This window comes from Nonomuraea sp. NPDC050404 (genome assembly GCF_040655495.1).
Taxonomy (GTDB): domain Bacteria; phylum Actinomycetota; class Actinomycetes; order Streptosporangiales; family Streptosporangiaceae; genus Nonomuraea.
The window spans coordinates 410,184-436,305 of record NZ_JBFAKB010000004.1 but is presented as its reverse complement, the minus strand read 5'-3'; the positions used below and the strand labels follow the sequence as shown (position 1 = coordinate 436,305).

At 70.6% G+C, this 26,122-nt stretch carries 22 protein-coding genes; 11 read left to right on the top strand and 11 right to left on the bottom strand.

The genetic code is table 11. The annotated features are described in order from the left end of the window. Positions 1 to 92: 92 nt before the first annotated feature. From AB0I81_RS13480 to AB0I81_RS13440, 9 genes are all read right to left on the bottom strand, one after another. Positions 93 to 1,808 (bottom strand): ABC transporter family substrate-binding protein, encoded by a 1,716-nt coding sequence (locus AB0I81_RS13480; RefSeq protein ID WP_360655031.1) that lies wholly within the window; start codon positions 1,806 to 1,808, stop codon positions 93 to 95. Next, the gene (locus AB0I81_RS13475; protein ID WP_360655028.1) at positions 1,805 to 3,874 is read right to left on the bottom strand and encodes an ABC transporter ATP-binding protein; all 2,070 of its coding nucleotides are present in this window, start codon (positions 3,872 to 3,874) and stop codon (positions 1,805 to 1,807) included. Before AB0I81_RS13475 ends, AB0I81_RS13480 begins: the two co-directional genes overlap by 4 nt. Next, the gene (locus AB0I81_RS13470) at positions 3,871 to 4,713 is read right to left on the bottom strand and encodes an ABC transporter permease (protein WP_360655025.1); all 843 of its coding nucleotides are present in this window, start codon (positions 4,711 to 4,713) and stop codon (positions 3,871 to 3,873) included. Before AB0I81_RS13470 ends, AB0I81_RS13475 begins: the two co-directional genes overlap by 4 nt. A gap of 1 nt (position 4,714) precedes the next feature. Next, the gene (locus tag AB0I81_RS13465) at positions 4,715 to 5,692 is read right to left on the bottom strand and encodes an ABC transporter permease (RefSeq protein WP_360655022.1); all 978 of its coding nucleotides are present in this window, start codon (positions 5,690 to 5,692) and stop codon (positions 4,715 to 4,717) included. Between the two features lie 375 nt (positions 5,693 to 6,067). Further along, complete coding sequence (locus AB0I81_RS13460) at positions 6,068 to 7,048, bottom strand: aminoglycoside phosphotransferase family protein (protein WP_360655019.1); 981 nt, start codon at positions 7,046 to 7,048, stop codon at positions 6,068 to 6,070. 85 nt (positions 7,049 to 7,133) lie between these two features. Continuing rightward, the gene (locus AB0I81_RS13455) at positions 7,134 to 8,387 is read right to left on the bottom strand and encodes a four-carbon acid sugar kinase family protein (RefSeq protein ID WP_360655016.1); all 1,254 of its coding nucleotides are present in this window, start codon (positions 8,385 to 8,387) and stop codon (positions 7,134 to 7,136) included. 49 nt (positions 8,388 to 8,436) lie between these two features. Next, entirely contained in the window at positions 8,437 to 9,699 is a 1,263-nt protein-coding gene (locus tag AB0I81_RS13450) for a RuBisCO large subunit C-terminal-like domain-containing protein (protein ID WP_360655013.1), read from the bottom strand. After that, positions 9,692 to 10,345: an aspartate/glutamate racemase family protein gene (locus tag AB0I81_RS13445; RefSeq protein ID WP_360655010.1), complete on the bottom strand. Its 654-nt coding sequence runs from the start codon at positions 10,343 to 10,345 to the stop codon at positions 9,692 to 9,694. Before AB0I81_RS13445 ends, AB0I81_RS13450 begins: the two co-directional genes overlap by 8 nt. After that, positions 10,342 to 11,022, bottom strand: coding sequence for an FCD domain-containing protein (locus AB0I81_RS13440; protein ID WP_360655007.1), 681 nt, complete (start codon positions 11,020 to 11,022; stop codon positions 10,342 to 10,344). Before AB0I81_RS13440 ends, AB0I81_RS13445 begins: the two co-directional genes overlap by 4 nt. Before the next feature lie 143 nt (positions 11,023 to 11,165). Between AB0I81_RS13440 and AB0I81_RS13435 the strand changes: the two genes are divergently transcribed. The 6 genes from AB0I81_RS13435 to AB0I81_RS13410 are packed head-to-tail and all read left to right on the top strand — an operon-like array spanning position 11,166 to position 16,643. Then, positions 11,166 to 11,882: a FadR/GntR family transcriptional regulator gene (locus AB0I81_RS13435; protein ID WP_360655004.1), complete on the top strand. Its 717-nt coding sequence runs from the start codon at positions 11,166 to 11,168 to the stop codon at positions 11,880 to 11,882. Between the two features lie 41 nt (positions 11,883 to 11,923). Beyond that, positions 11,924 to 12,688 carry an enoyl-CoA hydratase/isomerase family protein gene (locus tag AB0I81_RS13430; protein ID WP_360655001.1) on the top strand — a complete coding sequence of 255 codons (765 nt, stop codon included), beginning with the start codon at positions 11,924 to 11,926 and terminating at the stop codon, positions 12,686 to 12,688. Between the two features lies 1 nt (position 12,689). Further along, positions 12,690 to 13,880 carry a CoA transferase gene (locus AB0I81_RS13425; RefSeq protein WP_360654998.1) on the top strand — a complete coding sequence of 397 codons (1,191 nt, stop codon included), beginning with the start codon at positions 12,690 to 12,692 and terminating at the stop codon, positions 13,878 to 13,880. Beyond that, positions 13,868 to 14,899, top strand: a complete 1,032-nt coding sequence (locus AB0I81_RS13420) for a hypothetical protein (protein ID WP_360654995.1) — start codon at positions 13,868 to 13,870, stop codon at positions 14,897 to 14,899. Before AB0I81_RS13425 ends, AB0I81_RS13420 begins: the two co-directional genes overlap by 13 nt. Beyond that, on the top strand, positions 14,896 to 15,600 hold the full coding sequence (locus tag AB0I81_RS13415) for an SDR family oxidoreductase (RefSeq protein WP_360654992.1): 705 nt from the start codon (positions 14,896 to 14,898) through the stop codon (positions 15,598 to 15,600). The genes AB0I81_RS13420 and AB0I81_RS13415 overlap by 4 nt, the downstream gene beginning before the upstream one ends. Continuing rightward, positions 15,597 to 16,643, top strand: coding sequence for an aldose 1-epimerase family protein (locus tag AB0I81_RS13410; RefSeq protein ID WP_360654989.1), 1,047 nt, complete (start codon positions 15,597 to 15,599; stop codon positions 16,641 to 16,643). The genes AB0I81_RS13415 and AB0I81_RS13410 overlap by 4 nt, the downstream gene beginning before the upstream one ends. Positions 16,644 to 16,646: 3 nt before the next feature. On the opposite strand, the gene AB0I81_RS13405 is transcribed toward AB0I81_RS13410, so the two are convergent. Beyond that, positions 16,647 to 17,474: an amidohydrolase family protein gene (locus AB0I81_RS13405; RefSeq protein WP_360654986.1), complete on the bottom strand. Its 828-nt coding sequence runs from the start codon at positions 17,472 to 17,474 to the stop codon at positions 16,647 to 16,649. A gap of 55 nt (positions 17,475 to 17,529) precedes the next feature. Between AB0I81_RS13405 and AB0I81_RS13400 the strand changes: the two genes are divergently transcribed. Beyond that, the gene (locus AB0I81_RS13400; protein ID WP_360654983.1) at positions 17,530 to 19,950 is read left to right on the top strand and encodes a glycoside hydrolase family 95 protein; all 2,421 of its coding nucleotides are present in this window, start codon (positions 17,530 to 17,532) and stop codon (positions 19,948 to 19,950) included. Here the strand turns inward: AB0I81_RS13400 and AB0I81_RS13395 are convergent. Next, on the bottom strand, positions 19,926 to 21,014 hold the full coding sequence (locus AB0I81_RS13395) for an FCD domain-containing protein (protein WP_360654980.1): 1,089 nt from the start codon (positions 21,012 to 21,014) through the stop codon (positions 19,926 to 19,928). The two genes, AB0I81_RS13400 and AB0I81_RS13395, sit on opposite strands and share 25 nt — an antisense overlap. A gap of 160 nt (positions 21,015 to 21,174) precedes the next feature. On the opposite strand from AB0I81_RS13395, the gene AB0I81_RS13390 reads away from it, so the two are divergent. Genes AB0I81_RS13390 through AB0I81_RS13375 form a run of 4 tightly spaced genes read left to right on the top strand, consistent with a single transcriptional unit; the run spans position 21,175 to position 26,097 of the window. Further along, positions 21,175 to 22,446 carry an extracellular solute-binding protein gene (locus tag AB0I81_RS13390; RefSeq protein ID WP_360654977.1) on the top strand — a complete coding sequence of 424 codons (1,272 nt, stop codon included), beginning with the start codon at positions 21,175 to 21,177 and terminating at the stop codon, positions 22,444 to 22,446. Between the two features lie 23 nt (positions 22,447 to 22,469). After that, complete coding sequence (locus AB0I81_RS13385; RefSeq protein ID WP_360654974.1) at positions 22,470 to 23,375, top strand: sugar ABC transporter permease; 906 nt, start codon at positions 22,470 to 22,472, stop codon at positions 23,373 to 23,375. Beyond that, a complete protein-coding gene (locus AB0I81_RS13380) occupies positions 23,372 to 24,187 on the top strand; it encodes a carbohydrate ABC transporter permease (RefSeq protein WP_360654971.1) in 816 nt (271 codons plus the stop codon). Before AB0I81_RS13385 ends, AB0I81_RS13380 begins: the two co-directional genes overlap by 4 nt. Positions 24,188 to 24,189: 2 nt before the next feature. After that, complete coding sequence (locus AB0I81_RS13375; RefSeq protein ID WP_360654968.1) at positions 24,190 to 26,097, top strand: hypothetical protein; 1,908 nt, start codon at positions 24,190 to 24,192, stop codon at positions 26,095 to 26,097. Positions 26,098 to 26,122 lie beyond the last annotated feature (25 nt).

Here is a 26,122-nt window from a genome sequence, read left to right as displayed (position 1 = left end):
GTAAAGCGAGTCGGTTGGAACGGCCGGGCGACCGCGGGCTCCCCACCGTTCCGCCTTCTCGCAGAAGACGGAACGGTGGCGGGAACGGGAGGTCAGCCGGTGAAGCCGACCGACGTGTAGTCGTAGTACTTGTAGCCGCGCGCGCCCCAGTTGGCGAGGGTCTTCTTCACGCCCCAGATGTCGGGACGCTGGTACAGCGGGATGGTGTGCACCATGTCCCAGATGAGCTTGTCGGCCGCGTTGGCCAGCTCGACCGCCTTGGCCGGGTCGGTCTCGTCCACCGCCGCCTCGATGGCGGCGTCCACGGCCGGGTCACTGGCCTTGGGGAAGTTGCTCTCCGAGCCGGTCTTGTAGATCTGGGGCATGCTGCCCAGCGGCAGCGGCGTGCCGATCCAGGAGAACGGCACCAGGTCGAAGTCGCCCTTGATGATGAAGTCGTTGAAGAACTTGTCATCGGGGACCGGGCGGATCGTGATCTTGATCCCGGCCTCCTTGAGCATCGCCTGGGTCAGCTCGCCCTCGGTCTTGGCGGTGGCGACGCTGGCCGGGATGACGAAGTCGAGCGCGAACTCCTTGCCGTCCTTCTTGCGGTACTCGCCCTCCTGCTTCCAACCGGCCGCGTCGAGCAGCTGCTTGGACTTCTCCAGGTTGTACTTGCCGAGGTCACCGGAGTTGTCGACGTAGCCCTTGTGGTTGTTCATGAAGACGTGGTTGCCGAGCGTCTGCAGCGGCCACTCCATGTCCTTCAGGTCGGACTGGGTGATCACGTCACGGTTGATCGCGTACTGCACGGCCTGACGGACCGACTTGTCCTTCAGGAACTCGCTGGAGTTGTTGACCGTGATGTGCCGCCAGTTCGGGCTCAGCGCCTTGCGGATCTCGGTGTCCGGCACCTGCTTGGCCCGCTGGAGGTTCGCCGGGTTGCCCGCCTCGATGTAGGCGGCGTCCAGCTCACCGTTGGCGAAGGCGTTGACCTCACCGGCGGAGTCGGCGATCGTCCGAATGATGATCTTGTCGAGCTTGGCCTTCTTGCCCCACCACTTCTCGTCACGCACCAGCGTGAGCGTCTTGGTGCCCTCGTCGATCTTCTCGACCTTGAAGGGCCCGGCGGTGGCGGGGATCTTCTGGTTGTAGTCCTTGTCGTACGCGTCCGGCGTGGCCAGGTGCTCGGCCGGAATGAGGTGCGCGGTGCCGCGGTTGAACAGGCCCTGCCACTCCGGGTACGGCTTGGAGAAGGTGATGATCGCGACCTTCTCCGAGTCGCCCTGCTTCACCGACTCGATCTTGTCCCAGCCGTCCGTGGAGGCCGCCTTGAACTTCTTGTTCTGGCCGCTCTGCGCCTTCCAGGAGGCTTCGAGGTCCTTCCAGGTCATCGGCTTGCCGTCCGACCAGGTGGCCTTCTCGTTGAGCGTGTAGGTGACGACCTGCTTGCCGTCCACCATCTCGTTCTTGACGTCGGAGACGTAGTCGGCGTTCGGCGTGAACGTCGCGTTCTCGTCGGCCATCATGAGCTGCGGCAGGATCGGGTCGAGCATGGTCGCGGTGTCGGCCTGGTTGCCGTCCACGTGGTAAGGGTTCCACTGGGTCGGCCACTGGCCGATCGCGAAGGTGAACGTACCACCGTCCTTGACCTGCTCATACGGCACGGCGTTGATGGCGATCGAGGGCGTCTCGGCCATCTGCTGCTGCGCCTGCTTGGACTGCTCGGCGTTCGGCTGCTTGCTCTCCGAACCGCCGCCCCCGCCACAGGCCGCCGCGGCCATGGCCAGAACCGCCAGCCCAGCGGCCGCACGGTGATTGAGCTTCACTCTTCCTCCTGATTGTCCGAGGCCGTGATGACCTCGATCTCCTCCGCGTAATGGCAGGCGGCGCCGTGATCGACGACGTTCGCCAGCCTGGCCACCGAGGGCTCTTCGTCCACACACCGCCGCTGCTCGGCCTCACTGAGCCGGGCGAACTTGGGGCAGCGGGTGCGGAACCTGCATCCAGACGGCGGGTTCGCCGGGCTGGGCAGGTCTCCTTCGAGCAGGATCCGCTTGCGGGTGCGTTCCATCTCGGGGTCGGGCAACGGGATCGCCGACAGCAGCGCCTGCGTGTACGGGTGCGCCGGACTGTCGTAGACGTCCTTGACCGTCCCGATCTCGGCGATCCTGCCCAGGTACATGACGGCCACCCGGTCGGCCAGGTGGCGGACCACGGCCAGGTCGTGGGCCACGAACAGGTAGGCCAGGCCCAGCCTGTTCTTCAGCTCCTCCAACAGGTTGATCACGCCTGCCTGGATGGAGACGTCGAGCGCGGACACCGGCTCGTCCAGCACCAGCACCTTGGGCTCCAGCGCCAGCGCGCGGGCGATGCCGATGCGCTGCCGCTGGCCGCCGGAGAACTGCTGCGGGTAGCGCTCGGCGTGCTCCGGCGCCAGCCCGACGAGCTGGAGCAGCTCCGCGACCTTGGCGGCGACGTCCTTCTTGCCGTGCGCGCGCAGCGGCTCGGCGATGATGTCGCCGACCGGCATGCGCGGGTCGAGCGCGGCCATCGGGTCCTGGAAGACGATCTGCAGGTCCTGGCGCAGTCCCTTGCGCGCGCTCTTGTCCAGCTTGGCGCTGTCCTTGCCGAGCACGACCACGCGCCCGCCCTGCGGCGGCTCCAGCCGCATGATCTGCTGCAGCGTGGTGGTCTTGCCGCAGCCGGACTCGCCCACCAGGGCCAGCGTCTCGCCCTCGGCGATGTCGAGTGAGATGCCGTCAACCGCATACACGGTGCCGACCCGGCGCTTGAAGACCGCGCCCTTCATCAGCGGGTAGTGCCGCTTCATGTCGTCGAGCTCCAGCACGGTGGCGCGCTCGGCGCGCGGCACGCGTACGACGTCGCTCGGCGGGATGACCGGCACGGGGAACACGTCGGCGCCCGTCAGGCCCTTGTGCTCGATCTCGTGCGCCCGGATGCAGGCCACGTGGCGCCCGCCGCCGAAGGGGGTCAGCGACGGCTCCTCGTCGTCGCACATGTCCACCTTCATCGGGCAGCGCGGCGCGAACGGGCAGCCCGGCGGCAGCGCCGCCGGCGAGGGCGGATTGCCCTCGATGGGCACGAGCGCCCCCTCCTCGCCGTCGATCCTGGGGATCGAGGCGAGCAGCCCCATCGTGTACGGCATCCGCGGCCGGTAGTAGATGTCGTCCACCGGCCCCTGCTCGACGGGCTTGCCCGCGTACATGACGAGCACCCGGTCGGCCATTCCCGCGATGACGCCCAGGTCGTGGGTGATCATCACGATGCCGGCGCCCGTCTCCTGCTGCGCGGTCTTGAGCACCTCCAGGACCTGCGCCTGGATGGTCACGTCGAGCGCGGTGGTCGGCTCGTCGCAGATCAGCAGGTCGGGGTCGTTGGCGATGGCCATGGCGATCATCGCGCGCTGCCGCATGCCGCCGGAGAACTCGTGCGGGAACGCCTTGGCCCGCAGGTCCGGGTTCGGGATGCCGACGAGGTCGAGCAGTTCGACGGCGCGCCTGGCCGCCTTGTCCTTGCCCAGCTTCTGGTGCACGCGGACGGCCTCGGCGATCTGGTCGCCGATGGTGTAGACGGGAGTGAAGGCCGACAGCGGATCCTGGAAGATCATGCTGATGGCCTTGCCGCGCACCTTGATCAGGTCTTCCTCGCGCATGCCGAGCAGTTCCTGGCCGTGCAGCCTGGCCGAGCCGCTGACCGTGGCGTTCTTCGGCAGCAGGCCCATGACGGCCAGCGAGGTCACGGACTTGCCCGAGCCGGACTCGCCCACGATGCCGAGCACCTCGCCGCGCTCGACCTCGTAGCTGACGCCGCGCACGGCCTCGATGCCGCCGGGGAAGGTGACGGTGAGGTCCCTGACCTCCAAGATGCTCACGAGTTGCTCCCCGGGTCGAGTGCGTCACGCAGGCCGTCGCCGATCAGGTTCACGCTGAGCACCAGGGCGACCAGCAGGCCCGCGGGGAAGGCGAACAGCCAGGGATAACCGGTGGCGTTGCGGGATCCCTCGGCGATCAGCGTGCCGAGCGAGACGTCCGGCGGCTGGATGCCGAAGCCGAAGAAGGACAGCGCCGCCTCGCCGATGATCGCGCCACTGACGTTGAGCGTCGCGTCGATGATCAGCAAGGAGGACAGGTTGGGCACGATGTGCCGGAAGATGATCTTCCAGCGCGGGATGCCCATGTAGACGGCGGCCAGGACGTACTCACGCTCGCGGAGCGAGAGCGTCATGCTGCGCACGACCCTGGAGGTGATCATCCAGGAGAACGCGGCCAGCAGCGCCACGAACCACAACCACGAACCGCCCTCCCTGAGCCTCGGCGAGACGATCGCGATGATCAGGAAGCTCGGCAGGACGAGCAGCAGGTCCACGCCCCACATGAGGAGCCGGTCCACCCAGCCGCCGAAGTAGCCGGCGAACGCGCCGACGATCGCGGCCAGGCCGGTGGAGATCAGCGCCACCAGCAGGCCGATGACGATCGACTTCTGCATGCCGCGCAGGGTCACCGCGTACATGTCCTGGCCGATCGCGGTCGTGCCCCACCAGTGGTCGCCGTCCGGCGCCGACAGGAAGGCCAGGAAGTCCTTGTCCGTCCAGTCGTAGTTGCCGAAGAAGGGGCCCGCGTAGGCCAGCGCCACCAGCACGATCAGCGCGACGAATCCGTAACGGGCCTGCTTGTTGCGCAGCAGGCGCCTGAGGACGACTTTCGATCTCATCTCAGCTCACCCGCACCCGGGGATCGAGGGCCGCCACCAGCAGGTCCGACAGGAAGGACGCGAACAGGATGCAGACGGCGGCGAAGAAGGTCACGGCGGCCACGGAGTTCACGTCGTTCTGGTTGATCGAGTCGACCAGCCAGGCGCCCATGCCGTGCCAGGAGAAGATCTTCTCGGTGAACGTGGCTCCGGTGAACATCGTGCCGAACGCGAAGGCGAAGTACGTCGCCGACGGGATCAGCGCGGTCCGCAGCGCGTGCTTGATGAGCGCCGTCCTGCGCCGCAGGCCCTTGGCCATCGCGGTGCGGACGAAGTCCTGGTTCAGCACGTCGAGCATCATGTTGCGCTGGATTCGGCTGTAGAAGGCGATCGAGCCCAGGCTGAGCGAGATCGTCGGCAGGATGAGGTGGTTCAGCCGGTTGAGGAACTGATCCCACCCGGCCAGCCGGGGGTTGTACTCGCCGGTGTACTCGATCAGCGTGAACCCCAGCCCCCTGTTGAGGTTGTACGTGCCGATCGCCAGCAGCGTGGCCAGCACGAACACCGGGATCGCCATGATCACGAAGGAGCTGACGCCGATGAACCGGTCGCTGAGTTTGTACTGCTTGACCGCGGAGAACGCGCCCAGCGCCACGCCCAGGGCGAAGCCCACCAGCGTGCCGATGAGCAGAAGTCTCAGGCTGACCATGATCCGACGACCCATCTCGTCGTTGACCGAGCCGCCGTTCCAGGTTTTGCCGAAGTCTCCGGTGATGACGCCCGAGGCCCAGGTCGCGTAGCGCTGGAGCACGGGGGTTTTGTCATTCAGGTTGTACTGATCAAGTGTGGCGTCGATGACTTCCTCGGCCACCGGAGGCTGGCGGCCCTCATAGGCGGCCCGCGGGTTCATGGTGGTGGCCGCGAGCATGTACGCCAGACTCGCCGCTATGGCGACCAAGATCACGTTTATTGCCAACCTGCGGAGCAGGTACTTGCCCATCACTCTCCGTTCGCGCTGACCGAGGGCGCGAACTTCCGGATGGAGGTGCGGGCCCCGCAACGTAAACCCATCTCGCATCGTGAAAAATCAGGGAAGTTGAGATGGCGATCGCAGCGAAGAATATAAGCAAAAATATAACAACCTGAAACGGTGGCATATAACGGTCAGGTCACCCGCAATAGATCGTCAAGGCCCCTGCAGCCCCGGGAAACACCGGCTTCGAGCTGGGGGAACGCCACCTTACCGAAGGGGTGTGACAGCGCTCTCACAGGTGCTTGTGTCACAGAATCCGGACACTATTTGCCCGTTCCACAACGTGATCCGCATCATAATCACCGACCGGTGACTGTGAGCACCGGATGACCCAAGCGGGCGTCAGCCGGCCTCGGCGAGCGCGGCGGCCACGGCGTCGTAGGACTTCCCGACCTCCTCGGCGTTGCCCATGCGGTGCCACTCGAGCCGGTCGGCCCCGAGATGGCGGATCTCGTAGATCTTCGCCCGCCACCGCGCCTCGGGGCTGCCCTCCGGCTCCCCGTACGCCTCCCAGAACGCCGTCCGCTCGTCCTGCTTGCGCAGGGCCATGCGGATCGTCCAGTCGGCCGCGGGGTCGCCCCACCACGTGCGGTCGAAGTCGAGCACTCCGGTGATCGTGGGCTCGGGCGCCTCGGCGGCGAGCAGGATGTTGACCGTCCACAGGTCGCCGGTGAGCAGGCGCGGCTCGGTGATCTCGTCCAGCACGGCCTGCCGGTCGGCGGCCACGGCGGCGGCCTTGCGCACGTCGGAGGCGTCGAGCCCGGCCAGTTCCAGATCGGCCGCGATCTGCGTCAGCGAACCCGTCACGGCCTGGCCCCAGGTGTCGTGGGCGGGCGCGCCGACGGGGCCGAAGCGGGGGCCGCGCACGTCGTGCACGGCCCGTGCGATCTCGCCCAACTGCCGGTAGTAGCCGCGCCACAGCGGGCGCGGGTAGTGGGACAGCAGTTCCGGGGCCGGCACGCCGTCCAGCAGCGTCTGGACCATGTAGTCGCGGCCGATCAGCTCGTGCGTCCAGTCGGCCGCGATGACGCGGGGCATCAGCGGGGCGATCACGGAGAGGTACGGGAGGCTGGCGTACTCGTTGCGCATGAACTCCCCCTCGGAGGAGAACTGGCGGGCCGGCTCCGGGGCGAACCGCATGATCACCGGGCGGTCCTGACCGGCGACGGTGACCTTGTAGGTGTTGTTGTACATGCCCAAGCCCAGCTCGACCGCCGACAGGGCGTCCCGGCCGAAGACGCGTCTGCTGATCCGCTGGAGGTGGTCGGCGGTCACGGGCTGCTGGAACGCCTGCTCGGGGCGCTCGATCGGCTGAAAGTCCACCGCGCCATCATGCCGGGCCGTCGGCCCGGCCGGGGCCGTCGGCCCGGCCAGGGGGCGGCGGCTCGGTCAGGTGGCGGCGGCTCGGTCAGGTGGCGTTCGTGGTTGAGCGGGCGCCGGTTCCGGCGGCGGCGCGCAGGAAGTAGTCCTCGCCGCCCACCTGGCCGCCCTTGAGCGCCACCTCCAGGCCGTCGCACGCGGGGTCGTCCGAGGCCAGCACGCACACGGGGCCGCCGACCGCCAGCGTCCCGACCACGTCCAGGGCGCGGGCCCCGAGCGCGGCCACGACCTCGCCCGAGGTGTCGCCGCCCGCCACCACCAGCCGCCGCACCAGCCCTTTTGTCACGGCCATGACCGCCACCCCGCCAAGCGCCTCGCCGACGCCCGCCGGGTCGCGGGCCGGTCCGCGCGTCGTCTGCACGATGGTGTGCCGGCCCGCCCGCAGGCTCGCCTCTGCCTCGGCGATCGTGGCGGGCCCGCCGGCGACGTCGAGCACCGTCCAACCGGCCCGCTCGGCGGCGTCGATCTGGCGCGCGGTGACCGGAGACCGGCTCCCGGACACGACCAGCACCGGCGAGGCGGCCCCGAGCACCACCCCGCCCGCCCCTCGCGCCGACGTGGCCGGGTGGTGTCGCGCCGCCAGCGCCGAGGCGAGGGCGTGGCTCAGGCCGCCGGAGCCGACGCAGTACAGCGGTCCGTCGCCATCAGAGGCGGAGGTGAGGAGGAGGTGGCCGAGGGTCAGGAGGTGGTCCTCGGTCATGGCGTCCGCGACGAAGGCCGCGTCCCCCGCTCTGGCCCGGTACGCCTCCTCCGACGCCCCGGCCGGCAACCAGCCGACCCGCCCCGCGCCCTGTTCGGTCAGCCGTACCCGCAGGTCGGCCTCCCTCGCCGGGGTGACCGGGTGGTCGCGGGCGGGCGGGTGGCGGTCGAGGCGGACCACCTCATCGCCCGCCCGTACGAAGTGGTTGGCGAACCACGTGTAGCGCCCGAACTCGGGCTGGGCGGCCAGCACCGGCACCGCGCGCCGGGCCGGCCCCTCACGGTGCAGGGCCGCGATGACCGCGCCGATGCTGCCATGCTCGGGAGAGGAGTCGAAGGTCGAGCAGATCTTGTACTGGACGGCCAGCGGCCCGAGCGCCGCCATCGCCCGCAGCGCCGGCAACACCGTCGCCACCGGGTCGGCCGCCGCCCTGGCGGTGGTGGCCAGGCCGATGACGTCGTCCCGATCGTGCAGGTGGGCGACGTCCGTGACCAGGGATCCGCTCAGCCCGAACCGCCTGAACTGCCACAGTGCGTCCGTCGCACCCGTGAAGTCGTCGGCCACGAAGGCGAACAGGGTCATGCCCGCGCCGCCCGTCCACGCGGGGAGGCGCCGTACCGGAAGGTGGGTCTCATCGGGCCACCAGGCCGCCGAAGTGCCGCAGCGCCGCGACCAGCTCCGGCTCGTCCACCTCCGACAGCGGCACGCCCGCCGCGACCGCCGCCCACGCCTGCCGGATGCTCGTGATCCCGGCCGCCGGTCCGCCCGGATGGCCGAGCACTCCCCCGCCGGCCAGCACCAGCAGGTCATCAGTCCCCGTACGCTCCATGGTGACCGGCGCGGTCCCCGCCCACTGCGCCGACGACAACACGGGCAGGCAGGGGAAGCCGCCCAGCAGCGGCGACCGCACGGCCTCGACCATCGCGGCCACCTCGTCGTCGGTGACGTAGAACTTGCTGTGGAAGCCACCGGAGTGCAGGTGGTCGATCCCGGTCAGGCGGGCCAGCTTCTGGTAGGCGACGTGCCCGATGCCCAGCCCCGCGTGCCTGGCCAGCGCGCCGATGCCGGTGACGTGCGCGTGGATGGGCACCCTGGCGTGCCGCCGGAGCATGGCGACCGCGGGGAAGCCGACGACGTTGAGGTTGACCATCACGCAGGTCCCGCCGGCGGCCACCACCATGTCGTGGTTGCGCAACATGCGGTCGGGCTCGTCGCTGATGTTGAAGGCGTACATGGGCCGCCGCCCCGTACGCCGCTCCACCTCGTCGAGCGCGCCGGTCACGGCCCTGATGCGCTGGGCCAGCGGCGCGGGCGGGCAGTCGGCGTTCACCTCGTCGTCCTTGATGAAGTCGGCCCCCGCCAGCCCCAGCTCCAGCACCAGGTCCACGTAGTCGGACGGGCGCAGGCCGACGTTGGGCTTGACGATGGTGCCGATCAGCACCCCCGAGGGGCGCCCGACGAGCCGCCGCGTGCCCTCCACCGCGAATCCCGCCGGCAGGTACGCCTCCCCGAACGCGGTGGGCAGCTCCAGGTCCATCAGCTTGAGCCCGGCCAGCTCGCGCAGCTCGTACAGGTTGCCGGCGACCACGGGGAAGAGGTTGGTCAGCGAGGGCCCGGTGTTGTCCAGCGGGAACCCGATGCGGACGAGGGCGGCGTGCAACGGCCCGTCCCCGCGCGCCCCGGGCAGGGCCTCGGTGACGGGCGCGGGGATCTCCGTCATGTCCAGCACCACCGCGCTGTGCCGGGCGCGCAGCTCGTCGGTCTCCCCGGCGACGCTGACGAACGTGCCGGTGCTCTGCTCGCCCGCGATCGCGCTGACCGCCTGCTCCAGCGGCAGCTTGGTGACGACGCGGTACGTCGCCACGGTCATCTCGCGCCCACCGGTGTCAGACATGGAGCTCCCCGGCCAGGTGCTCCATCGCGACCGGCGGGCTGGCCAGGATCGGCACGGGTGAGGAGATCGTGCCGGCCACCCGCGCCATCGACGCCTGGGCCAGCACGATCACGTCCACCTGCCCGCCCAGCTCCGCCAGTGCCTCGGACACGCGGGCGTCGTGGGTGGCGGCGTCGCCGCTCATGAGGGCCTCGAACGCGCCCTCGCACAGCCGGGCCGTCAGCGTGATCTCGGCCCCGGCCGCATCGGCGCGGCGGCGTACGAGGTCGGCGGTGGGGTCGAGGGTGGTGGACAGGGTGGCGATGACGCCGATCCTGCGGCCGGTGGCCACGGCCTTGTCCGCCATCGGCCGGTCCACGCGGGTGACGGGCACGCCGGTCAGCGGCTCGGAGGCTTCGACGGCCGGGCCGATCGAGGAGCAGGTGACCAGGATGTGGTCGGCTCCGGCGGCCTCGGCCGAGGCGACGTGCCCCGCGACCCGGCGCGCGGTGTCGGGGGTGAGGCGGCCGGCCGCGATGGTGTTCTTGATCAGGCTGTCGTCGACGATGTTGAACGTCTCGACGCCCGGCAGGTGCTTGGCGCACAACTCGGCGAACACCGGCACCAGCGTGGCCGAGGTGTGGATCAGTCCCAGTGTCTTGGTCAAGGTCTCTCCATCCGGGGGTGCGTGAACAGGTCGTGCCAGGCGCGGAAGTGGTCGTCGCTGGCCTGGCCCGCGGCGTCCTCGTCGCCGGCCAGCAGCGCTTCGTACAGGGGCCGGTGGGCGGCCACCGAGACCTCCTTGTCGTGCGGGTGGGTCTTGAGCCGGTCGCGGCGCTGACGTACGGCGCGGAAGAGCACGCCGGTCATCGCGTCGGCGAAGAACGTGAGCGCGGCGTTGCCGGTGGCGTGCAGCAGCGCCTGGTGGAAGGCGAAGTCGGCGCGGTCGATGTCCTCGGCGGTGGCGGCGGCCTCCATGTCGGCCAGGGCCTTGCCGACGTGCGCGATGGCGACCGGGTCGCCCTTGCGCGCGGCCTCCCTGGCCGCCTGGCGTTCGAGCGCGACGCGTACCGAGTGCAGGGATTCGATGCTGAGGTGGCTGGCGGACAGGGCCAGGTCGAGGGCGAACTCCAGGCCCTGCGGGTCCAGCCGCCGCACGTAGGTGCCCGAGCCCTGGCGCCTGCTCAGCACGCCGAACGCCTCCAGCAGCCGCAGCCGGTCGCGCAGCGCGGTGCGGCTGACGCCGAGCCGTTCCGCCAGCTCCCGCTCGGGCGGCAGCCGGGCGTCCTCGCCGAGGTCGCGGATCAGGCCGGTGAGGGCGTCGGATACGGGGTCGGCAGCCATACGGTCACCTCGGCGGAATTGGTCGTACCACTTGACCGAAAGGTACTACCAAACCAGCCGAAAGTCACTTCATCAGATGAAAATCTAACTTCATCCGATGAAAGGCTATGAAATCGGGCGAACGCGGGATAGCGTGCGGAGCCGTGGCAACTGATCCCCAGAGGGACTCGGCCCGGAACGTCCAGGTCGTTCAGGCCCTCGGCGCCCGTATCGTCGGCGGTTCGCTGGCTCCCGGCACCTCCATCCCCATCGAGGAGGACCTGGTCGGCGAGCTCGGCGTGGGCCGCTCCGCGGTGCGGGAGGGCGTGAAGGTGCTGGCGGGCAAGGGCCTGCTGGAGACCAGGAGGAGCGCGGGCACGATCGTGCGCCCCCGCGAGTCCTGGAACCTGCTCGACGCCGACGTGCTGAGCTGGCGCTTCGAGCCGGAGGCCCGTCCTGGGGACATCCGGGTGCTGGCCGACCTGCGGGTCGCGCTGGAGCCCGGAGCGGCCAGAGTGGCGGCCGAACGGGCCGACGCGGCGGCCGTGCGGCGCATCGACGAGGCCCTGGCCGCGCTGTACGCCACGGCCGACGACCCCGAGCCGTTCATCGAGGCCGACCTGGCCTTCCACAAGGCGGTGTTCGCCGCCGCCGACAACGACCTGCTCCTCTACATCTACGACATGATCAGCATCGCCCTGCGGTCCGTGCGCCAGGTGCACACCCGCTCGGTGGCGCACAACAAGGAAACGCTGCCCGGTCACGAGCGCGTGGCCCAGGCGATCAGGCGCAGGCACCACCGCAAGGCCGAGGAGGCCATGCGCACGGTGGTCGAGGTCGCCCGCGCCGACGCCGAGCAGCACGTACGTCTCTGCTGCTAGAAACGCCAGGCTGCTAGAAAACGCCAGAAAGGGCTCCCTCCTTGGACGTCCTCCTCGATGTCGACGGCCCCGTCGCCGTCGTCACCCTCAACCGACCAGCCAAGCTGAACGCGATCACCCCCGACATGGCCGCCGCGCTGCGCGCCTGCCTGACCAGGGTGGACGCCGACCATGACATCCGGGTGGCGGTGCTCACGGGCTCCGGCGAGCGCTCGTTCTGCGTCGGCAGCGACATCCGCGAACTCGACGAGTACGCCACGCCGTGGGAGTTCCGCAACCGCGGCGACTACGGCGACGCCGTACGCGCCCTGCGCAAGCCGATCATCGCGGCCGTCAACGGCTACGCCTACGGCGGCGGCCTGGAACTGGCCATGGCCTGCGACGTCAGGCTGGCCGCGGAGAACGCCACGTTCGCCGCGCCGGAGATCAAGCTGGGCTGGATCGGCGGCAGCGGCCAGTCGGCGTTGCTCGCACACGCCGTCGGCCCGAGCAACGCGGCCACGATGTTGCTCACCGGCGACCCCATCGACGCCACCCGCGCCCAGGCATGGGGGCTGGTCACGGACGTGCACCCGCAGGAGGACCTGCTGAAGGCGGCGACCACGCTGGCCGGCACCATCGCCAAGCGCCCGCCGATCGCCGCCCAGACCGCCAAGGCCAACCTCAGGGCCGCCTACTCGATGCCGCTCGACCAGGCCATCCAGTACGAGCGCGACCTGCAGACCGTCTGCTTCGCCACGGCCGACGCGGCCGAGGGCAGGGCCGCCTTCGCCGCCCGCCGCGAACCCGTCTTCGAGGGGCGCTGACATGGGTGTGCTCGACGGCATCCGGGTGATCGACCTGTCCATCGCGATGGCCGGCCCGCTGGCCGCCATGCGGCTGGGCGACCTGGGCGCGGACGTGGTCAAGGTGGAGCCGGTGACCGGCGAGTGGCAGCGGCACGCCCCCGCCGGCGGCGCCAACGGCAACCGGGTCAACGCCTCGTTCCTGTCGCTCAACCGCAACAAGCGCAGCCTCGCGGTGAACCTCAAGTCCGACGAGGGCCGCGAGATCGTGCACAAGCTGGCCGCGACGGCGGACGTGTTCCTGCAGAACTACCGGCCCGGCGTGGCCGAGCGGCTGGGCATGGACTACGACACGATCCGCGGGCTCAACCCGTCCATCGTGTACGTGTCGATGTCCGGCTACGGCGAGACCGGCCCGTACATCTCCCGTCCCGGTCAGGACCTGCTGCTGCAGGCCATGAGCGGCGCCATGCTGAGCACCGGCCGCGAGGGCGACCCGCCCGTGCCCGCCGGCTCGTACGCGATCGACGCCATCACCGCCTACAGCGCCTTCGAGGGCGCGCTGGCCGCGCTCCTGCACCGCGAGCGCACCGGCGAGGGACAGCGGGTGAGCGTCAACATGCTGGACGCGGCCGTGGCCGTGCAGATGCAGGAGTTGTCGATCTACACGGTCGGCAAGGTGCCGCAACGACGCGGGCGAGAGCCGCACGGCCACACCTACATCCGCGCCCCGTACGGCGTCTTCGCCACCAAGGACGGCTTCATCGCGCTCGGCATGCCCAGGCTGGACGGGCTGGCCGTGGCGCTGGACCTGCCGGAGCTGGCCGAGATGGACGGCGACGCCGACGGCCACACCAGGCGCGACGAGATCACCGCGCTGGTGGCGGGCCGCCTGCCCGAGCGCACGACGGCCGAGTGGCTGGAGATCTGCGCCCGCCACGACCTGTGGGCCGGCCCGGTGTACGGCTACGCCGACCTGGTCAACGACCCGCAGGTGGCGCACAACGGCTCGTTCGTCACCTACGAGCACCCCACCGAGGGCACGGTCACCACGCCCGGCTTTCCCTACCGTTTCAGCGCCACCCCGCCCGGGGTGCGCAGGGGCGCGCCGCTGGTCGGCGAGCACACCGGCGAGCTGCTCGAAGAGCTCGGCTACCCGGCCGAGCGCACCGCCGAGCTGGCTGCGGAGGGCGTGCTGGCATGCGAGGGCTGACCTGGGACCATCCGCGCGGGTACGCGCCGCTGGAGGAGCTGACCCGGCTCGACCTGGCGGGGACGAACCCGTACGGGGCCGTCCCTGAGCCGATCGCGTGGGACCGGCAGCCCCTGGAAGGGTTCGAGTCCGAGCCGATCGCCCGGCTCGCCGAGACCTACGACGTGATGGTGATCGACCATCCGGGGCTGGGCGCGGCGACGGACGCGCTGGTGCCGATGGAGGAGTTGTTCTCGCCCGGGGAGCTGGCCGGGCTGCGCTTCGCGGGCCGCTCCTACGAGAGCTACCACCTGGACGGCAGGCAGTGGGCGCTGCCCCTCGACGCCGCCACGCAGGTCGCCGCCGCCCGGCCCGGCGTGCGGGTGCCGGCGTCGTGGCCCGAGGTGGTGGAGGCCGCGAAGAGCACGCGGATGGCGCTGTGCCTGGGCGGGCCGCACGCGTTCCTCATGTTCTGCGCGGTGACGTGCGGGGACTTCCTCGATGAACAGGCCGGTGAGCGGGCGCTGGAGCTGATGGCCGAGCTGCTCGCGCTGTCCTCTGATCGCGAGGTGCGCAACCCGATCGGCGTGCTGGACGCGATGGCGGCCGGGGACGTGGACTGCTGCCCCCTGCTGTACGGCTACGTCACCTACCCCCTGACCTTCTCCGACGCCCCCGCCTGGCCCGGACGGGCGCCGGGCAGCGTGCTCGGCGGCACCGGGCTGGTCGTCTCGCGGCGGCGCATCGGCGAGATCCGCGAGTCGGTGCGGGCGCACCTGCTGCGGCTGACGTCCGAGCCGGTGCAGGCCGAGCTGTTCCCGGCCACCGGCGGCCAACCGGCCGCCCGGTCCGTCTGGGACCACCCGGGCTTCTACCGCGACACGCTCGCCACCATGGAGGCCGCCTGGATCAGGCCGCGCTTCCCCGGCTATATCGCCCTGCAGACGCGGTCGTCGGCGCTGATCCGCGACGGGCTGTTCGCCGGGACGCCGGCCCGCGACCTGCTCAAGCACCTGCACGAGGAATGGAGGACCCCATGACCACGGCGCTCGTCACAGGCGCCGCCGGAGCGCTCGGCCGCGCGATCGTGCGCCGCCTGGCCGCCGACGGCCACCAGGTGGCGGCACTCGACGTCGACACGGCCGGCCTGGACGGCACGCTCAACCTGAAGACGGACCTGCGCGACCCGGAAGCGATCGAGGCCGCGTTCACCGAGACGGCCGAGCGGCTCGGCCCGGTCGGCATCCTCGTCAACAACGCCGCCGTCTACCCGGCCCGCCCGTTCCTGGAGGTGCCGCTCGACGAGTACGACAACGTGATCGCGGTCAACCAGCGCGCCTACTGGTTGTGCGCCCAGCACGCGGCCAGGCAGATGATCGGCCCGGGTGGCGGCGCGATCGTCAACGTCGCCTCGATCACCATGCACGGCGGCTGGTCCGACCTGGCCGCGTACGTGTCCACCAAGGGCGCGGCGGCCTCGCTCACCCGGGCGCTGGCCCGGGAGCTGGGCCCGCGGGAGATCAGGGTCAACTGCGTCTCCCCCGGCGCGTTCCCGACGGCGGCCGAGGAGATCCACGAGGACCTGGAGTCCTACAACCGGATGGTGCTGGAACGCCAGGCGTTGCAGCGGCGCGGCACACCCGAGGAGCTGGCCGCCGTGGTGTCGTTCCTGACGGGCCCCGACGCCTCGTTCGTCACGGGCCAGACCATCGAAGTCAACGGAGGGTGGGTGATGGCATGACGCCGGACCGCAGGCGGCTGGCCGAGCTGACGGGCGACCTGAGCGCGGCCGGCGGGGTCCGCCTCGTCACGCTGGGCGACGGCGTGGAGCGCGGGGTCAGGGCGCTGGAGTTCCGTACCGGCTCGGGGCTGGCGTTCGACGTGCTGGTGGACCGGTGCATGGACATCGGGCACGCCGAGCACGCGGGACGGGCGTTCGGCTGGCGCTCCCCCACCGGTTTCCGTCATCCGGGGCTGCACGAGAACAACGACGAGGACGGGCTGTCGTGGTTGCGCTCGTTCTCGGGGCTGATCGTGACGGCCGGGCTCGACCACACGCTGTTCGGCGGCGACGTGCCGGCCGAGGGTTACCGGTATCCGCCGCGCGAGTCCGTACGGCACGGGCTGCACGGCCGCGCCGGCAACCTGCCCGCCCGGCTGAGCGGCTACGGCGAGCGGTGGGACGGCGAGCGCTGCGTGCTCTGGGCCGAGGGCGAGATGCGGCAGGCCGCGGTGTTCGCGGAGAACCTGCGGCTGGTGCGCCGGATCGAGGCGGATCTCGGCGGCGACGAGATCCGGCTGATCGACACGGTGACCAACGCCGGGTTCGAGGCCACGCCGCACATGTACCTGTACCACATCAACCTGGGCTGGCCGCTGCTCGACGAGGGCGCCAGGCTGGAGGCCGACATCCGCGAGACGCTGTGGCAGAGCGACAGCGTGGCCGAGCAGAAGGCCGACCACCTCACCTTCCCCGGTCCCGTGCCGGGCTTCGTGGAGCAGGTGTACGAGCACGCGCTCGTCCCCCGCCCCGACGGGCTGCACCGGGTGGCCGTGGTCAACGACCGCCTGGGCATGCGGGTGGCCGTGGAGTGGCGGGCGGCGGAGTTCCCGCACTTCTTCGAGTGGATGAACCTGCGGGCCGGCAACTACGCGGTCGGCCTGGAGCCGTCCACGCACCACGTGTCGGGTGACGCCGCCGCCCGGCAGGACGGGAGCATGATCTGGCTCGAACCGCAGGAGTCGCGCACGTACCACACGACCTTCCGTGTGGAGGCCGCATGATCCCTACAGGCGGTAGGCGCGGCGCGCGGTCCCGGCGAAGACCTCGGACCGCTCACCGTCCGACAGCCCGGCGCACAGCTCGTCCGCGGCCGTGACGACCTGGTCGTACTCGGCCGCGAGCAGGCACACCGGCCAGTCGGAGCCGAACATGACCCGCTCGGGGCCGAACGCCTCCAGCACCGTCTCGGCGTAGGGCCGCAGATCGGCCGTACGCCACGAACCCCAGTCGGCCTCGGTGACCAGGCCCGACAGCTTGCAGTAGACGTTGGGCCCGGCGGCCAGCTCCAGGATCCGGCTCCGCCACGGCTCCAGCTCTCCCGCGGCGATCGGCGGCTTGGACAGGTGGTCGAGCACGAACGTCAGCTCGGGCAGCGCCCTCACCGTCTCGACGGCGGCGGGCAGTTGGTGCGGCAGCGTCAGCAGGTCGTAGGAGAGTCCGGCGGCGGCCACGGCGGCCAGCCCGCGGCGCACGTCGGGCCGGCTCAGCCAGCCGGGGTCGGGCTCGGACTGCACGCCGTGGCGCACGCCGACCAGGCCCGAAGGCAGGGCGGCGAGCGTGTCGGCGACGTCGGGCGCGGTCAGGTCCACCCATCCGACCACCCCGGCGACCAGCTCGGACCGGGCGGCCAGGTTCAGGAACTCGCGGGTCTCCGCCAGATCGGCCAGGACCTGGACCAGCACCGTGCGGGTGACGCCCGCCGCGGCGGCGGGTCCTGCGAGGTCGTCGAGCGTGTACGTGCGGCGCACTGGCGCCATCTTGGCGGAGTCCAGCCAGCCGTGCGGGCGGGCGGACAGGTCCCAGACGTGGTGGTGGGCATCGATGCGACTCACAGCACCGCAAGCTAGCAGACATCCCATGTTTTCCCCCAGAAACAAGGAGAAATCGGTGACCAACGACGGCTACACACGTCGAGGCGTGCTCGCGACCGGGTTAGGCGCGGCGGCCGGATCCCTGCTCGTGAGCGGCGCGACCGCCGGCCCCGCGTGGGCGCAGGACGACAAGCAGGGCAACCCGCTGACCCTCTGGTACAACCGCCCCGCCGAGGTCTGGCTGGAGGCGCTGCCGGTCGGCTGCGGGCGGCTGGGCGCGATGGTGTTCGGCGGCGTGGCCACCGAACGGCTGCAGCTCAACGAGGACAGCATCTGGGCCGGCGGCCCGCACAACTACGACAACCCCGAGGCCCTGGCCGCGCTGCCGGAGATCAGGCGGCTGGTCTGGGAGGACAAGTGGCAGGCCGCCCAGAACATGGCGGACGAGAAGCTGCTCGGCACGCCCAGCGAGCAGGCGTGGTACCAGGTGCTCGGCGACCTCACGCTGACCTATCCGGGGGCGGCCGAGTTCACGGACTACCGGCGCGAGCTCGACCTGACCGACGCGACCACCCGCGTGCGGTTCACCCGTGACGGCGTGCGGCACGGGCGCGAGGTCTTCGCCAGCAACCCCGACCAGGTCATCGTGGTGCGGCACACCGCCGACAAACCCGGCTCGATCTCGTTCACGGCGGCCTTCTCCAGCCCGCAGCAGTCGAGCTCGGCCGGCGCCGGGCGGAACACGATCGCGTTGAACGGCGTCAGCGGCCAGACCGAGGGCATGCGGGGCGAGGTCCGGTTCCAGGCGCTGGCCAGGGCCGAGGCCAGAGGCGGCAGCGTGCGCGTGGACGGCGGCACGCTGGTCGTCGAGGGCGCGGACGAGGTCACCCTGCTGATCTCCATGGGCAGCAGTTACCGCAGCTACAAGGATGTCGGGGGCGATCCGGCGCAGGTCGCGGGCCGTCATCTGGCGAAGGTGGGCGGGCGGCCGTACGAGGTGCTGCGGCGCAGGCACGTACAGGACTACCAGCGGCTGTTCGGCCGGGTCGGGATCGACCTGGGCACCTCGGAGGCGGTCGCGCTGCCCACCGACGAGCGCATCAAGCGCCAGCAGCTCGCCACCGACCCCCAGCTCGCCGCCCTGTACTTCCAGTACGGCCGCTACCTGCTCATCTCCTGCTCCCGCGCGCCCGGCTACGCCGCCAACCTGCAGGGCATCTGGAACGACTCGCTCGAACCGGCGTGGCAGTCGAAGTACACGATCAACATCAACTGCCAGATGAACTACTGGCCCGCCGCGCCCGGCAACCTCATCGAGTGCATGGACCCGCTCTTCGACCTGATCAAGGACCTGTCGGAGACCGGCGCCCGCACGGCGAAGGACAGCTACGGGGCGCCCGGCTGGGTCGCCCACCACAACACCGACGGCTGGCGCGGCACCGCCCCCGTGGACTTCGCCTTCTACGGCGTGTGGCCGACCGGCGGGGCGTGGCTCTGCCTGACGCTCTGGGAGCACTACCTCTACACCGGGGACGAGCGGCGGCTGCGCGAGCACTTCCCGCTGATCAAGGGCTCGGTGGAGTACTTCCTCGCCACCCTGCAGACCGACCCGAGAACCGGCTACCTGGTGACCAACCCGTCGCACTCCCCCGAGGTCGGGCACCACGAGGACAACGGCGAGAACGTCAGCATCTGCGCCGGGCCCACCATGGACATGCAGATCCTGCGGGACCTGTTCGCCGCCTTCGAGGAGGCTTCGCAGGTGCTCGGCGTGGAGGAGGGCATGCGGGCCGAGGCCGCGCAGGCCCGCGCCAAGCTGGTGCCCAACCAGGTCGGTCACCTCGGGCAGATCCAGGAGTGGCAGGAGGACTATCGGGGTGACGCGGCGCTGTCACGCAGCCGGCACATCTCGCACCTGTGGGGCCTGTTCCCCAGCGAGCAGATCGACCCCCGGCTGACGCCGGAGCTGGCCACGGCGGCGCGGCGGACGCTGGAGCTGCGCGGGGAGGCGGGGGCCGGGTGGTCGCTGGCCTGGAAGATCAACTTCTGGGCGCGGCTGCTGGACGCCGCCGAGGCCTACAAGCGGCTGAGCAACCTGCTGGTGCCCGCGCGTACCGCGCCGAACATGTTCGACCTGCACCCGCCGTTCCAGATCGACGGCAACTTCGGCGGCACCTCGGGGATCACCGAGATGTTGTTGCAGAGCCACGGCGGTCAGGTGCACCTGCTGCCCGTCCTGCCCTCCGCGTGGCCCGCCGGGTCCTATCGCGGGCTGCGGGCCAAGGGCGGCTTCGAGGTGGACGTGGAGTGGGCGGGCGGCGCGTTGCGGCGCGGGCGGGTGCGCTCCGACCTGGGGCGTAAGCTCACCCTGCGCACCACCCAGCCGGTGACGGTCACCGAGCGCGGCCGGCCGGTGAAGGTGGAGCGGCCCGAGCCGGGCGTGGTCGTCCTCGACACCCGCCGTGGCGCGACCTACGAGATCACACCGTCCGCCTGACCGGCGCAGGCGCGGGGCGGGGTGCGGGAGGCCTCGCCCCGGGCGTGCGCGGCGAACAGCCGCGCCGCCTCCTCCGGATCTCCCGAGGCCAGGGCCGCCACGAGGTCGTCGTGGTGGCCCGCCATGGCCGACCAGTCCCCGTCGTAGAGCGGGTTGCCCACCACATGCAGGCTCCACAGGTTCGACTCGATGGTCCGCCACAACCGCAACAGGAAGGAGTTGCCGCACGCGGCGCACACCCGGCGATGAAAGGTCAGATCCGCGTCCCTGAAGGCCCCGATGTCCCCGTCGCGGGCCGCCTTCCGCATGGCCAGGACGTCGGCGGAGAGCTGCCGCAACGTGTCGGCCCGGATGCGGGCGGCGGCGCCGCGTGCGGCATACTCCTCCAGCAACACCCTGATGTCGCGGACCTCCCTGGCCTGCTCGTCGGAGATCTCCGCGACATAGCTGCCCCGGTTGGGATAGGAGATGACCAGTCCCTCGTGCGCCAACCGCTTGATCGCCTCCCTGGCCGGGGCCTGGCTGGTGCCGACCCGCCGGGCGATCTCCGCCTCGACCAGCCGCTGCCCCGCGACCAGCTCGCCGGAGACGATCCAGCCGCGCAGCAGCGCGTAGACCCGGTCCGACAACAACTCCCTGGGCAGCACGCGGGCCGCGTGCGGCGCGACCTGCTGCTCCTGCCAGATGCGCGCGACCGTGGACTGCGACAGCCCGAGCTGGGCGGCCATCAGCCGGGTGGACGGCACGGCCGAGCCGTCCACCGCGGCGGCGATCACCCGCTCGGCCTCCTCCCGCTCCGCGCTGCGCGGGCGGCCGGGCCGGGGCGCGTCGGCCAGGCCGTCCAGGCCGCGCTCCACGAAGCGGGCGCGCCACTTGGCCACGGTCGCCGGGCTGACCGCCAGCCGGGTGGCGATCTCCTTGCGGGCCAGGCCGTCGGCGCACGCCAGCACGATACGGCTGCGCAGCGCCAGCCCACCGCCCCGCTCCCGCGCGGCCCACTCCCGCAGTGTGGTCAGCTCCTCCGCGCCCAATACCAGCCGCTTGTCGTCCTCGCGTCCTGTCACCTACCAACTTTAACGCACTTATGACTCAGCAACTCGCTGGACACGTATTTGTAGCGTCACGTTTCCCCTTGACGGGGCTATGTGACCAACGTATTAAATAATCGCTAATCGAGTACGACCCATTAAAAGGCGTCGCAGATCTCGCCCCCTTGGAGGTGCGATGCGTTCCCCCCGTTCATCCCTCGCCCTGCCCGCAATCGGCTGCCTGCTCCTGCTCACCGGCTGCGGCGGGGGCGGCTTCGCCGGTGACTCCCAGGCACAGTCGAGCGAGGGCGGCCCGGTCACCGTCCGGATGCTGGTCAACATCAGCCCGAACCTCACCCAGGCGTACTGGGACGGCCTGGTCAAGCCGTTCGAGCAGGCCAACCCCGGCATCGACGTCAAGATCGAGGCGCCGACGGGCAAGGGTGTGGCCGACACGCTGCCGCAGCAGCTCGCCGCCGGCAACGCGCCGGACGTGGTCGAGACGCTGATGGCGGACGAGACGCTGGCCAAGCAGATGCTCGACCTGAGCGACCAGGCGTGGACCAAGGACACCCCGCTGGTCGAGGAGGCCAAGCTGGGCGGCAAGATCTACTCGGTCGGCGTCGGCGTGCAGGCCCAGTCGCTGGTCTTCTACAACAAGGCCGCCTTCGACAAGGCCGGCATCAAGGAGATGCCGCAGACGTTCGACGACTTCGAGACCGCCATGGCCGACCTGAAGAAGGCCGGCTACCTGCCGCTGCAGACCGGCGGCGACTTCCTGACCGGGCTGCAGCTCCTGCAGTTGTCCAACCCGAGCCGCGCCCAGACGCATCCCACCTGGCAGCAGGACGTCAAGGCGGGCAAGCTCAAGGCCGGCGACTCGCTGCTGCCCTACCTGGAGCGCTACCGTGGCTGGATCGACAAGGGCTGGATCGACAAGAACGCCCTCGGCATGAAGTACGCCGACGCCGAGACCCAGTTCCTGACCGGCAAGTCCGGCATGTACGTCATGGGTAGCTGGTTCACCGCCACCGAGGCCAAGACCAAGAAGGACTTCGAGGTCGGCGTCTTCCCGGCCCCGGTCGACAAGGGCCAGACCTACCCGGGCCCGCAGGGCGCCACGCTCGCGGCTCCGTACATGATCCTCAAGTCCACCCCCAGCAAGGACGCGGCGCTCAAGCTCGTCCAGTGGCTGGTCACCGACCCGGCGGCGGTCAAGAGCCAGCTCGCCCAGGACGGCAACTTCCGCACCGGCGTCGAGCGCGAGTTCACCCCGCTGGAGAAGCAGGTCCAGGAGATCCTCGACAAGGCCCCCTCCGGGGTCCCGCAAGGTGAGGGGTACGGCGACGCCACCCTGCCCAAGGGCTTCAACTCCGCCTGGAACACCGAGGTCCAGGGCCTGTACGTGGGCAAGTCGCCCAAGGACGTGGCCGAGGGCGTGAACCGCTGGCTGGCCGGACGCTCATGACACTCACCCGAGAAGCACCTCCCGTGGTGAAACCCCCCGCCCGGCCGGTCAGGCGGCGGCGGGGGGACGGGCTCGCCAACGCCCTCATGGTGGCCCCGGCCACCATCCTCTACACCGTCATGCTGATCGTCCCGGTCATCCTGGCCTTCTACCTGAGCCTGACCGACTGGGACGGCTTCAGCGCCAACCCCGCCTTCGTCGGCGCCGCCAACTACGTCAACCTGCTGGACGACCCCGAACTGCGCCGCGCCTCGCTGGTGACCCTGCTCGTCGCGGCGGCCGGCACCATCGGGCTCAACCTGCTCGGCCTCGGCTTCGCGCTGCTGGTCAACGGCGCCTCCAGGGCCAACACGTTCTTCCGCATCGTGCTGTTCTACCCGCACGTGCTCAGCGCCCTGGTGGTCGGCTTCCTCTGGTCGGCCATCCTCGGCACCACCGGCGCGGTCAACAACCTGGTCACCACGTGGGGCGGGCAGGTCATCCCGTTCCTGTCCGACCCGACCTGGGCCACGGTCACGATGATCGCGGTGCTGGTGTGGGCCGGGTTCGGCGTCAACGTGGTGCTCTACCTGGCGGGGCTGCAGGCGGTGCCGCACTCGCTGATCGAGGCGGCCCGGATCGACGGGGCCACCCGCTGGCAGGTGTTCAGGAACGTGACGCTGCCCGCGCTGGGCCCGTCGGTGACGATCAACATCGTGTTGTCGCTGGTGACGCTGATCAAGACGTACGACCTGGTGGTCTCGCTGACGGCGGGCGGCCCGGCCGGGCAGACGCAGACCGTCGCCTACCTCATCCTGTGGAACTCCTTCCACGACGCCCGCCTCGGCTTCGGCTCCGCGCAGTCGGTGCTCCTCATGCTGGTGACGGCGGCGCTGGCGTTCGTGGTGACCAAGCTGCGCAGGCGCGGCGAACTGGCGGTGCACCAATGACGACAGCGCGCAAGACCTTCCTGTGGGCGACCGTCGCCTTCATGCTCATCCCCCTGTACGTGCTGACCGTCAACGCGTTCAAGGGCCAGCAGGACATCCTGAGCAACCCGTTCGGCCTGAGCGGGCTGACCCTGGAACCGCTCGGCAGGGCGCTGACCAACCCGAACTTCAACGTGTTCAAGGGCTACGCGATCACCCTGCTGTTCGTGGTGGCGGTCAACGTGCTGTCGGTGGGGCTGGCCGCCCCGGCCGCGTACGTGATCGCGCGCAGCCCCAAGCGCCGCTTCCGCTTCCTGATGTTGTTCTTCCTGGCCGGCACGTTCATCCCGGGCCAGGTGCTGGTCATCCCCGTCGTGTACGTGCTCAAGACCTTCGGCCTGATGGGCACCATCCAGGGGTTCGTCCTGTTCGAGACCACGCTCACGCTGCCCTTCTCGATCTTCCTGTACGCCGGCTACATCGCCACCATCCCCGCCGTGCTCGACCAGGCGGCGGCCGTGGACGGGGCGAGCAGGCTGCGCACGTTCTGGCAGATCGTCTTCCCGCTGATGAAGCCCGCGGTCGCCACGATGGTCATCCTCAACACCTTCTCGGTGTGGAACGACTTCGTGAACCCGCAGATCATCCTGGGCCCCGGCAGCGGCCTGTACACCGTCACCACCGGCGTCTACGCGGCGGTCAGCCAGTACTCCACCGACTACACGGTGGTCTTCCCGACGCTGCTGCTGGCCATCGCCCCTCTGTTGATCTTCTTCGTCTTCATGCAACGGCACATCATCAGCGGCCTGACGGCCGGGGCTACGAAAGGGTGATCATGCGCGAGATCAAGGCGACCGTGCCGCTCGGCGTGCCGCCGGCCTGGGCGGTGCTGGAACGCAGGCTGTTCGACGCGCTCGACGAGGCGTGGCGGGGCTTCGCGGCCCGTTACTGCGGGCCCGACGGACGGCTGATCTACCACGGCCCGGCGGCGGACCGCGACGGGGCCGACGACTTCTACGAGGCGTTCTTCAACTGGCCGACGCTCTACCAGCTCGGCGGCGCCGACGACCTCCTCGACGCCGCCAAGCACCACTGGGAGGGCATCACCGTCCAGCTCACCGAGCTGGGCTACCTGGTGGAGGAGTACGAGCGCGGCTACGACTGGTTCCACCAGGGCGAGTCGATGTTGCTCTTCTACGGCATCTGCGCCGCCGACCCGCGCGACGAACGCTTCCGCGAGCGGGCCCGCCGCTTCGCCGACCTGTACCTGCCGGGCTCGGCCAACTACGACGACGGGCACGACATCATCCGCGCCCCGCACAACGGCGCCGTCGGCCCCCGCTACGGCCTGCAGTGGGAGTGGGCCTCCTACCACACCGACCTGACCAGCATGCGGCCGTTCGGCCTGCCGCTGCGTGACCTGCCGGGCATCTCGACCTGGGAGGACCTGGGCGACCCGAGCAACGCCGCCCGCATGGGCGCGGCGATGAGCGAGCGCATCGGCCGCGGCGACGTGGCCGTCAACCTGGCCGCGACCAGCCTGGCCGTCAACGCCTGGCTGTACGACGGCGACGACCGCTACCGCGACTGGGCGCTGCGCTACATCGGCGCCTGGCAGCGCAGGGCCGAGGCGAACGACGGGATCATCCCCGACAACGTGGGCCCGTCGGGCGTGACCGGCGAACTGCACGGCGGCCGCTGGTACGGCGGCAACTACGGCTGGCAGTGGCCGCACGGCCTCTACAGCGTGGGCGCCGCCGCCGCGATCGCCGCGGTCAACGCCCACCTGCTGACCGGCGACGACGCCGCGCTCGCGATCGGCCGCGGCCCCCTGGAGATCGTGTACGACCGCGCCACCCAGGCCGCCGTCACCGAGACCGACATGAGCATCAGCGACCGCTGGCTGGCGGAGCTGGGCGACGAGGCCGGCAAGCCGACCATGCTGGTGCCCAACCGGCACGACGACAACGGCTGGTTCGACTTCCAGCCGCCGCAGCTCGGCCTGCCGGTCTGGCTCTGGCACATGTCGCTCGGCCGGGGTGACACCGACCGGCTCGACCGGCTGCGCAAGGCGTCCGGCTACGACTGGTCCACGGTGCGGCCGTTCCGCAACAAGGAAGAGGCCGGGCACGAGGCCCCGTGGCTGGAGTACCTGCGCGGCGCCAACCCCGCCTTCCCCGAGCAGATGCTCACCACCGCGCTCGGCCAGGTGCAGCGCCGCATGGCGCTCATCAACGAGGACGAGGCCGACCTGGCCACCATCCACGTGCACCACTGGCAGCGGCTCAACCCGGTGCTCACCGAGGCGCTGCTGCAACTGGTCACCGGCACTCCGCAGGTCCTCTACAACGGCGGCCTGCTGCCCACGCGGCTGGCCTACTTCGACGCCGACCGGCACCGTCCCGGGCTGCCGCGCGACGTGGCCGCGCTGGTCGACTCGGTACGCCCCGACGGCACCGCCGTGGAGCTGGTCAACCTCAGCCTCACCCACACCCGCAGGGTGGTCGTGCAGGCGGGCCAGTTCGGCGAGCACCACTTCGACAGCGCCACGGTCACCGGGGTCTCCGGCGACGACTACCCCGGCGACCCCCGCGGCTACACCTCTCCCCCGATCGGCCAGAGCGAGCAGGAGGTGACGGTGGACGGCCCGCGCCTGCTCGTGGAGCTGCCGCCCGGCCGCCGCATCCGGCTCGACCTGCACACGACCGCACGCGCCCGCACCCCGTCCCACCAGCACTACTGAGCCCTGCCTGAACCAACGCACCCGT

Excerpts from the sequence above, each read along its gene's own strand:
- AB0I81_RS13470 (WP_360655025.1), bottom strand. The coding sequence starts at position 4,713 with ATGAGATCGAAAGTCGTCCTCAGGCGCCTGCTGCGCAACAAGCAGGCC.
- AB0I81_RS13465 (WP_360655022.1), bottom strand. The coding sequence starts at position 5,692 with ATGGGCAAGTACCTGCTCCGCAGGTTGGCAATAAACGTGATCTTGGTC.
- AB0I81_RS13455 (WP_360655016.1), bottom strand. The coding sequence starts at position 8,387 with ATGACCCTGTTCGCCTTCGTGGCCGACGACTTCACGGGTGCGACGGAC.
- AB0I81_RS13450 (WP_360655013.1), bottom strand. The coding sequence starts at position 9,699 with ATGTCTGACACCGGTGGGCGCGAGATGACCGTGGCGACGTACCGCGTC.
- AB0I81_RS13440 (WP_360655007.1), bottom strand. The coding sequence starts at position 11,022 with ATGGCTGCCGACCCCGTATCCGACGCCCTCACCGGCCTGATCCGCGAC.
- AB0I81_RS13425 (WP_360654998.1), top strand. The coding sequence starts at position 12,690 with ATGGGTGTGCTCGACGGCATCCGGGTGATCGACCTGTCCATCGCGATG.
- AB0I81_RS13420 (WP_360654995.1), top strand. The coding sequence starts at position 13,868 with ATGCGAGGGCTGACCTGGGACCATCCGCGCGGGTACGCGCCGCTGGAG.
- AB0I81_RS13415 (WP_360654992.1), top strand. The coding sequence starts at position 14,896 with ATGACCACGGCGCTCGTCACAGGCGCCGCCGGAGCGCTCGGCCGCGCG.
- AB0I81_RS13410 (WP_360654989.1), top strand. The coding sequence starts at position 15,597 with ATGACGCCGGACCGCAGGCGGCTGGCCGAGCTGACGGGCGACCTGAGC.
- AB0I81_RS13390 (WP_360654977.1), top strand. The coding sequence starts at position 21,175 with ATGCGTTCCCCCCGTTCATCCCTCGCCCTGCCCGCAATCGGCTGCCTG.
- AB0I81_RS13380 (WP_360654971.1), top strand. The coding sequence starts at position 23,372 with ATGACGACAGCGCGCAAGACCTTCCTGTGGGCGACCGTCGCCTTCATG.
- AB0I81_RS13375 (WP_360654968.1), top strand. The coding sequence starts at position 24,190 with ATGCGCGAGATCAAGGCGACCGTGCCGCTCGGCGTGCCGCCGGCCTGG.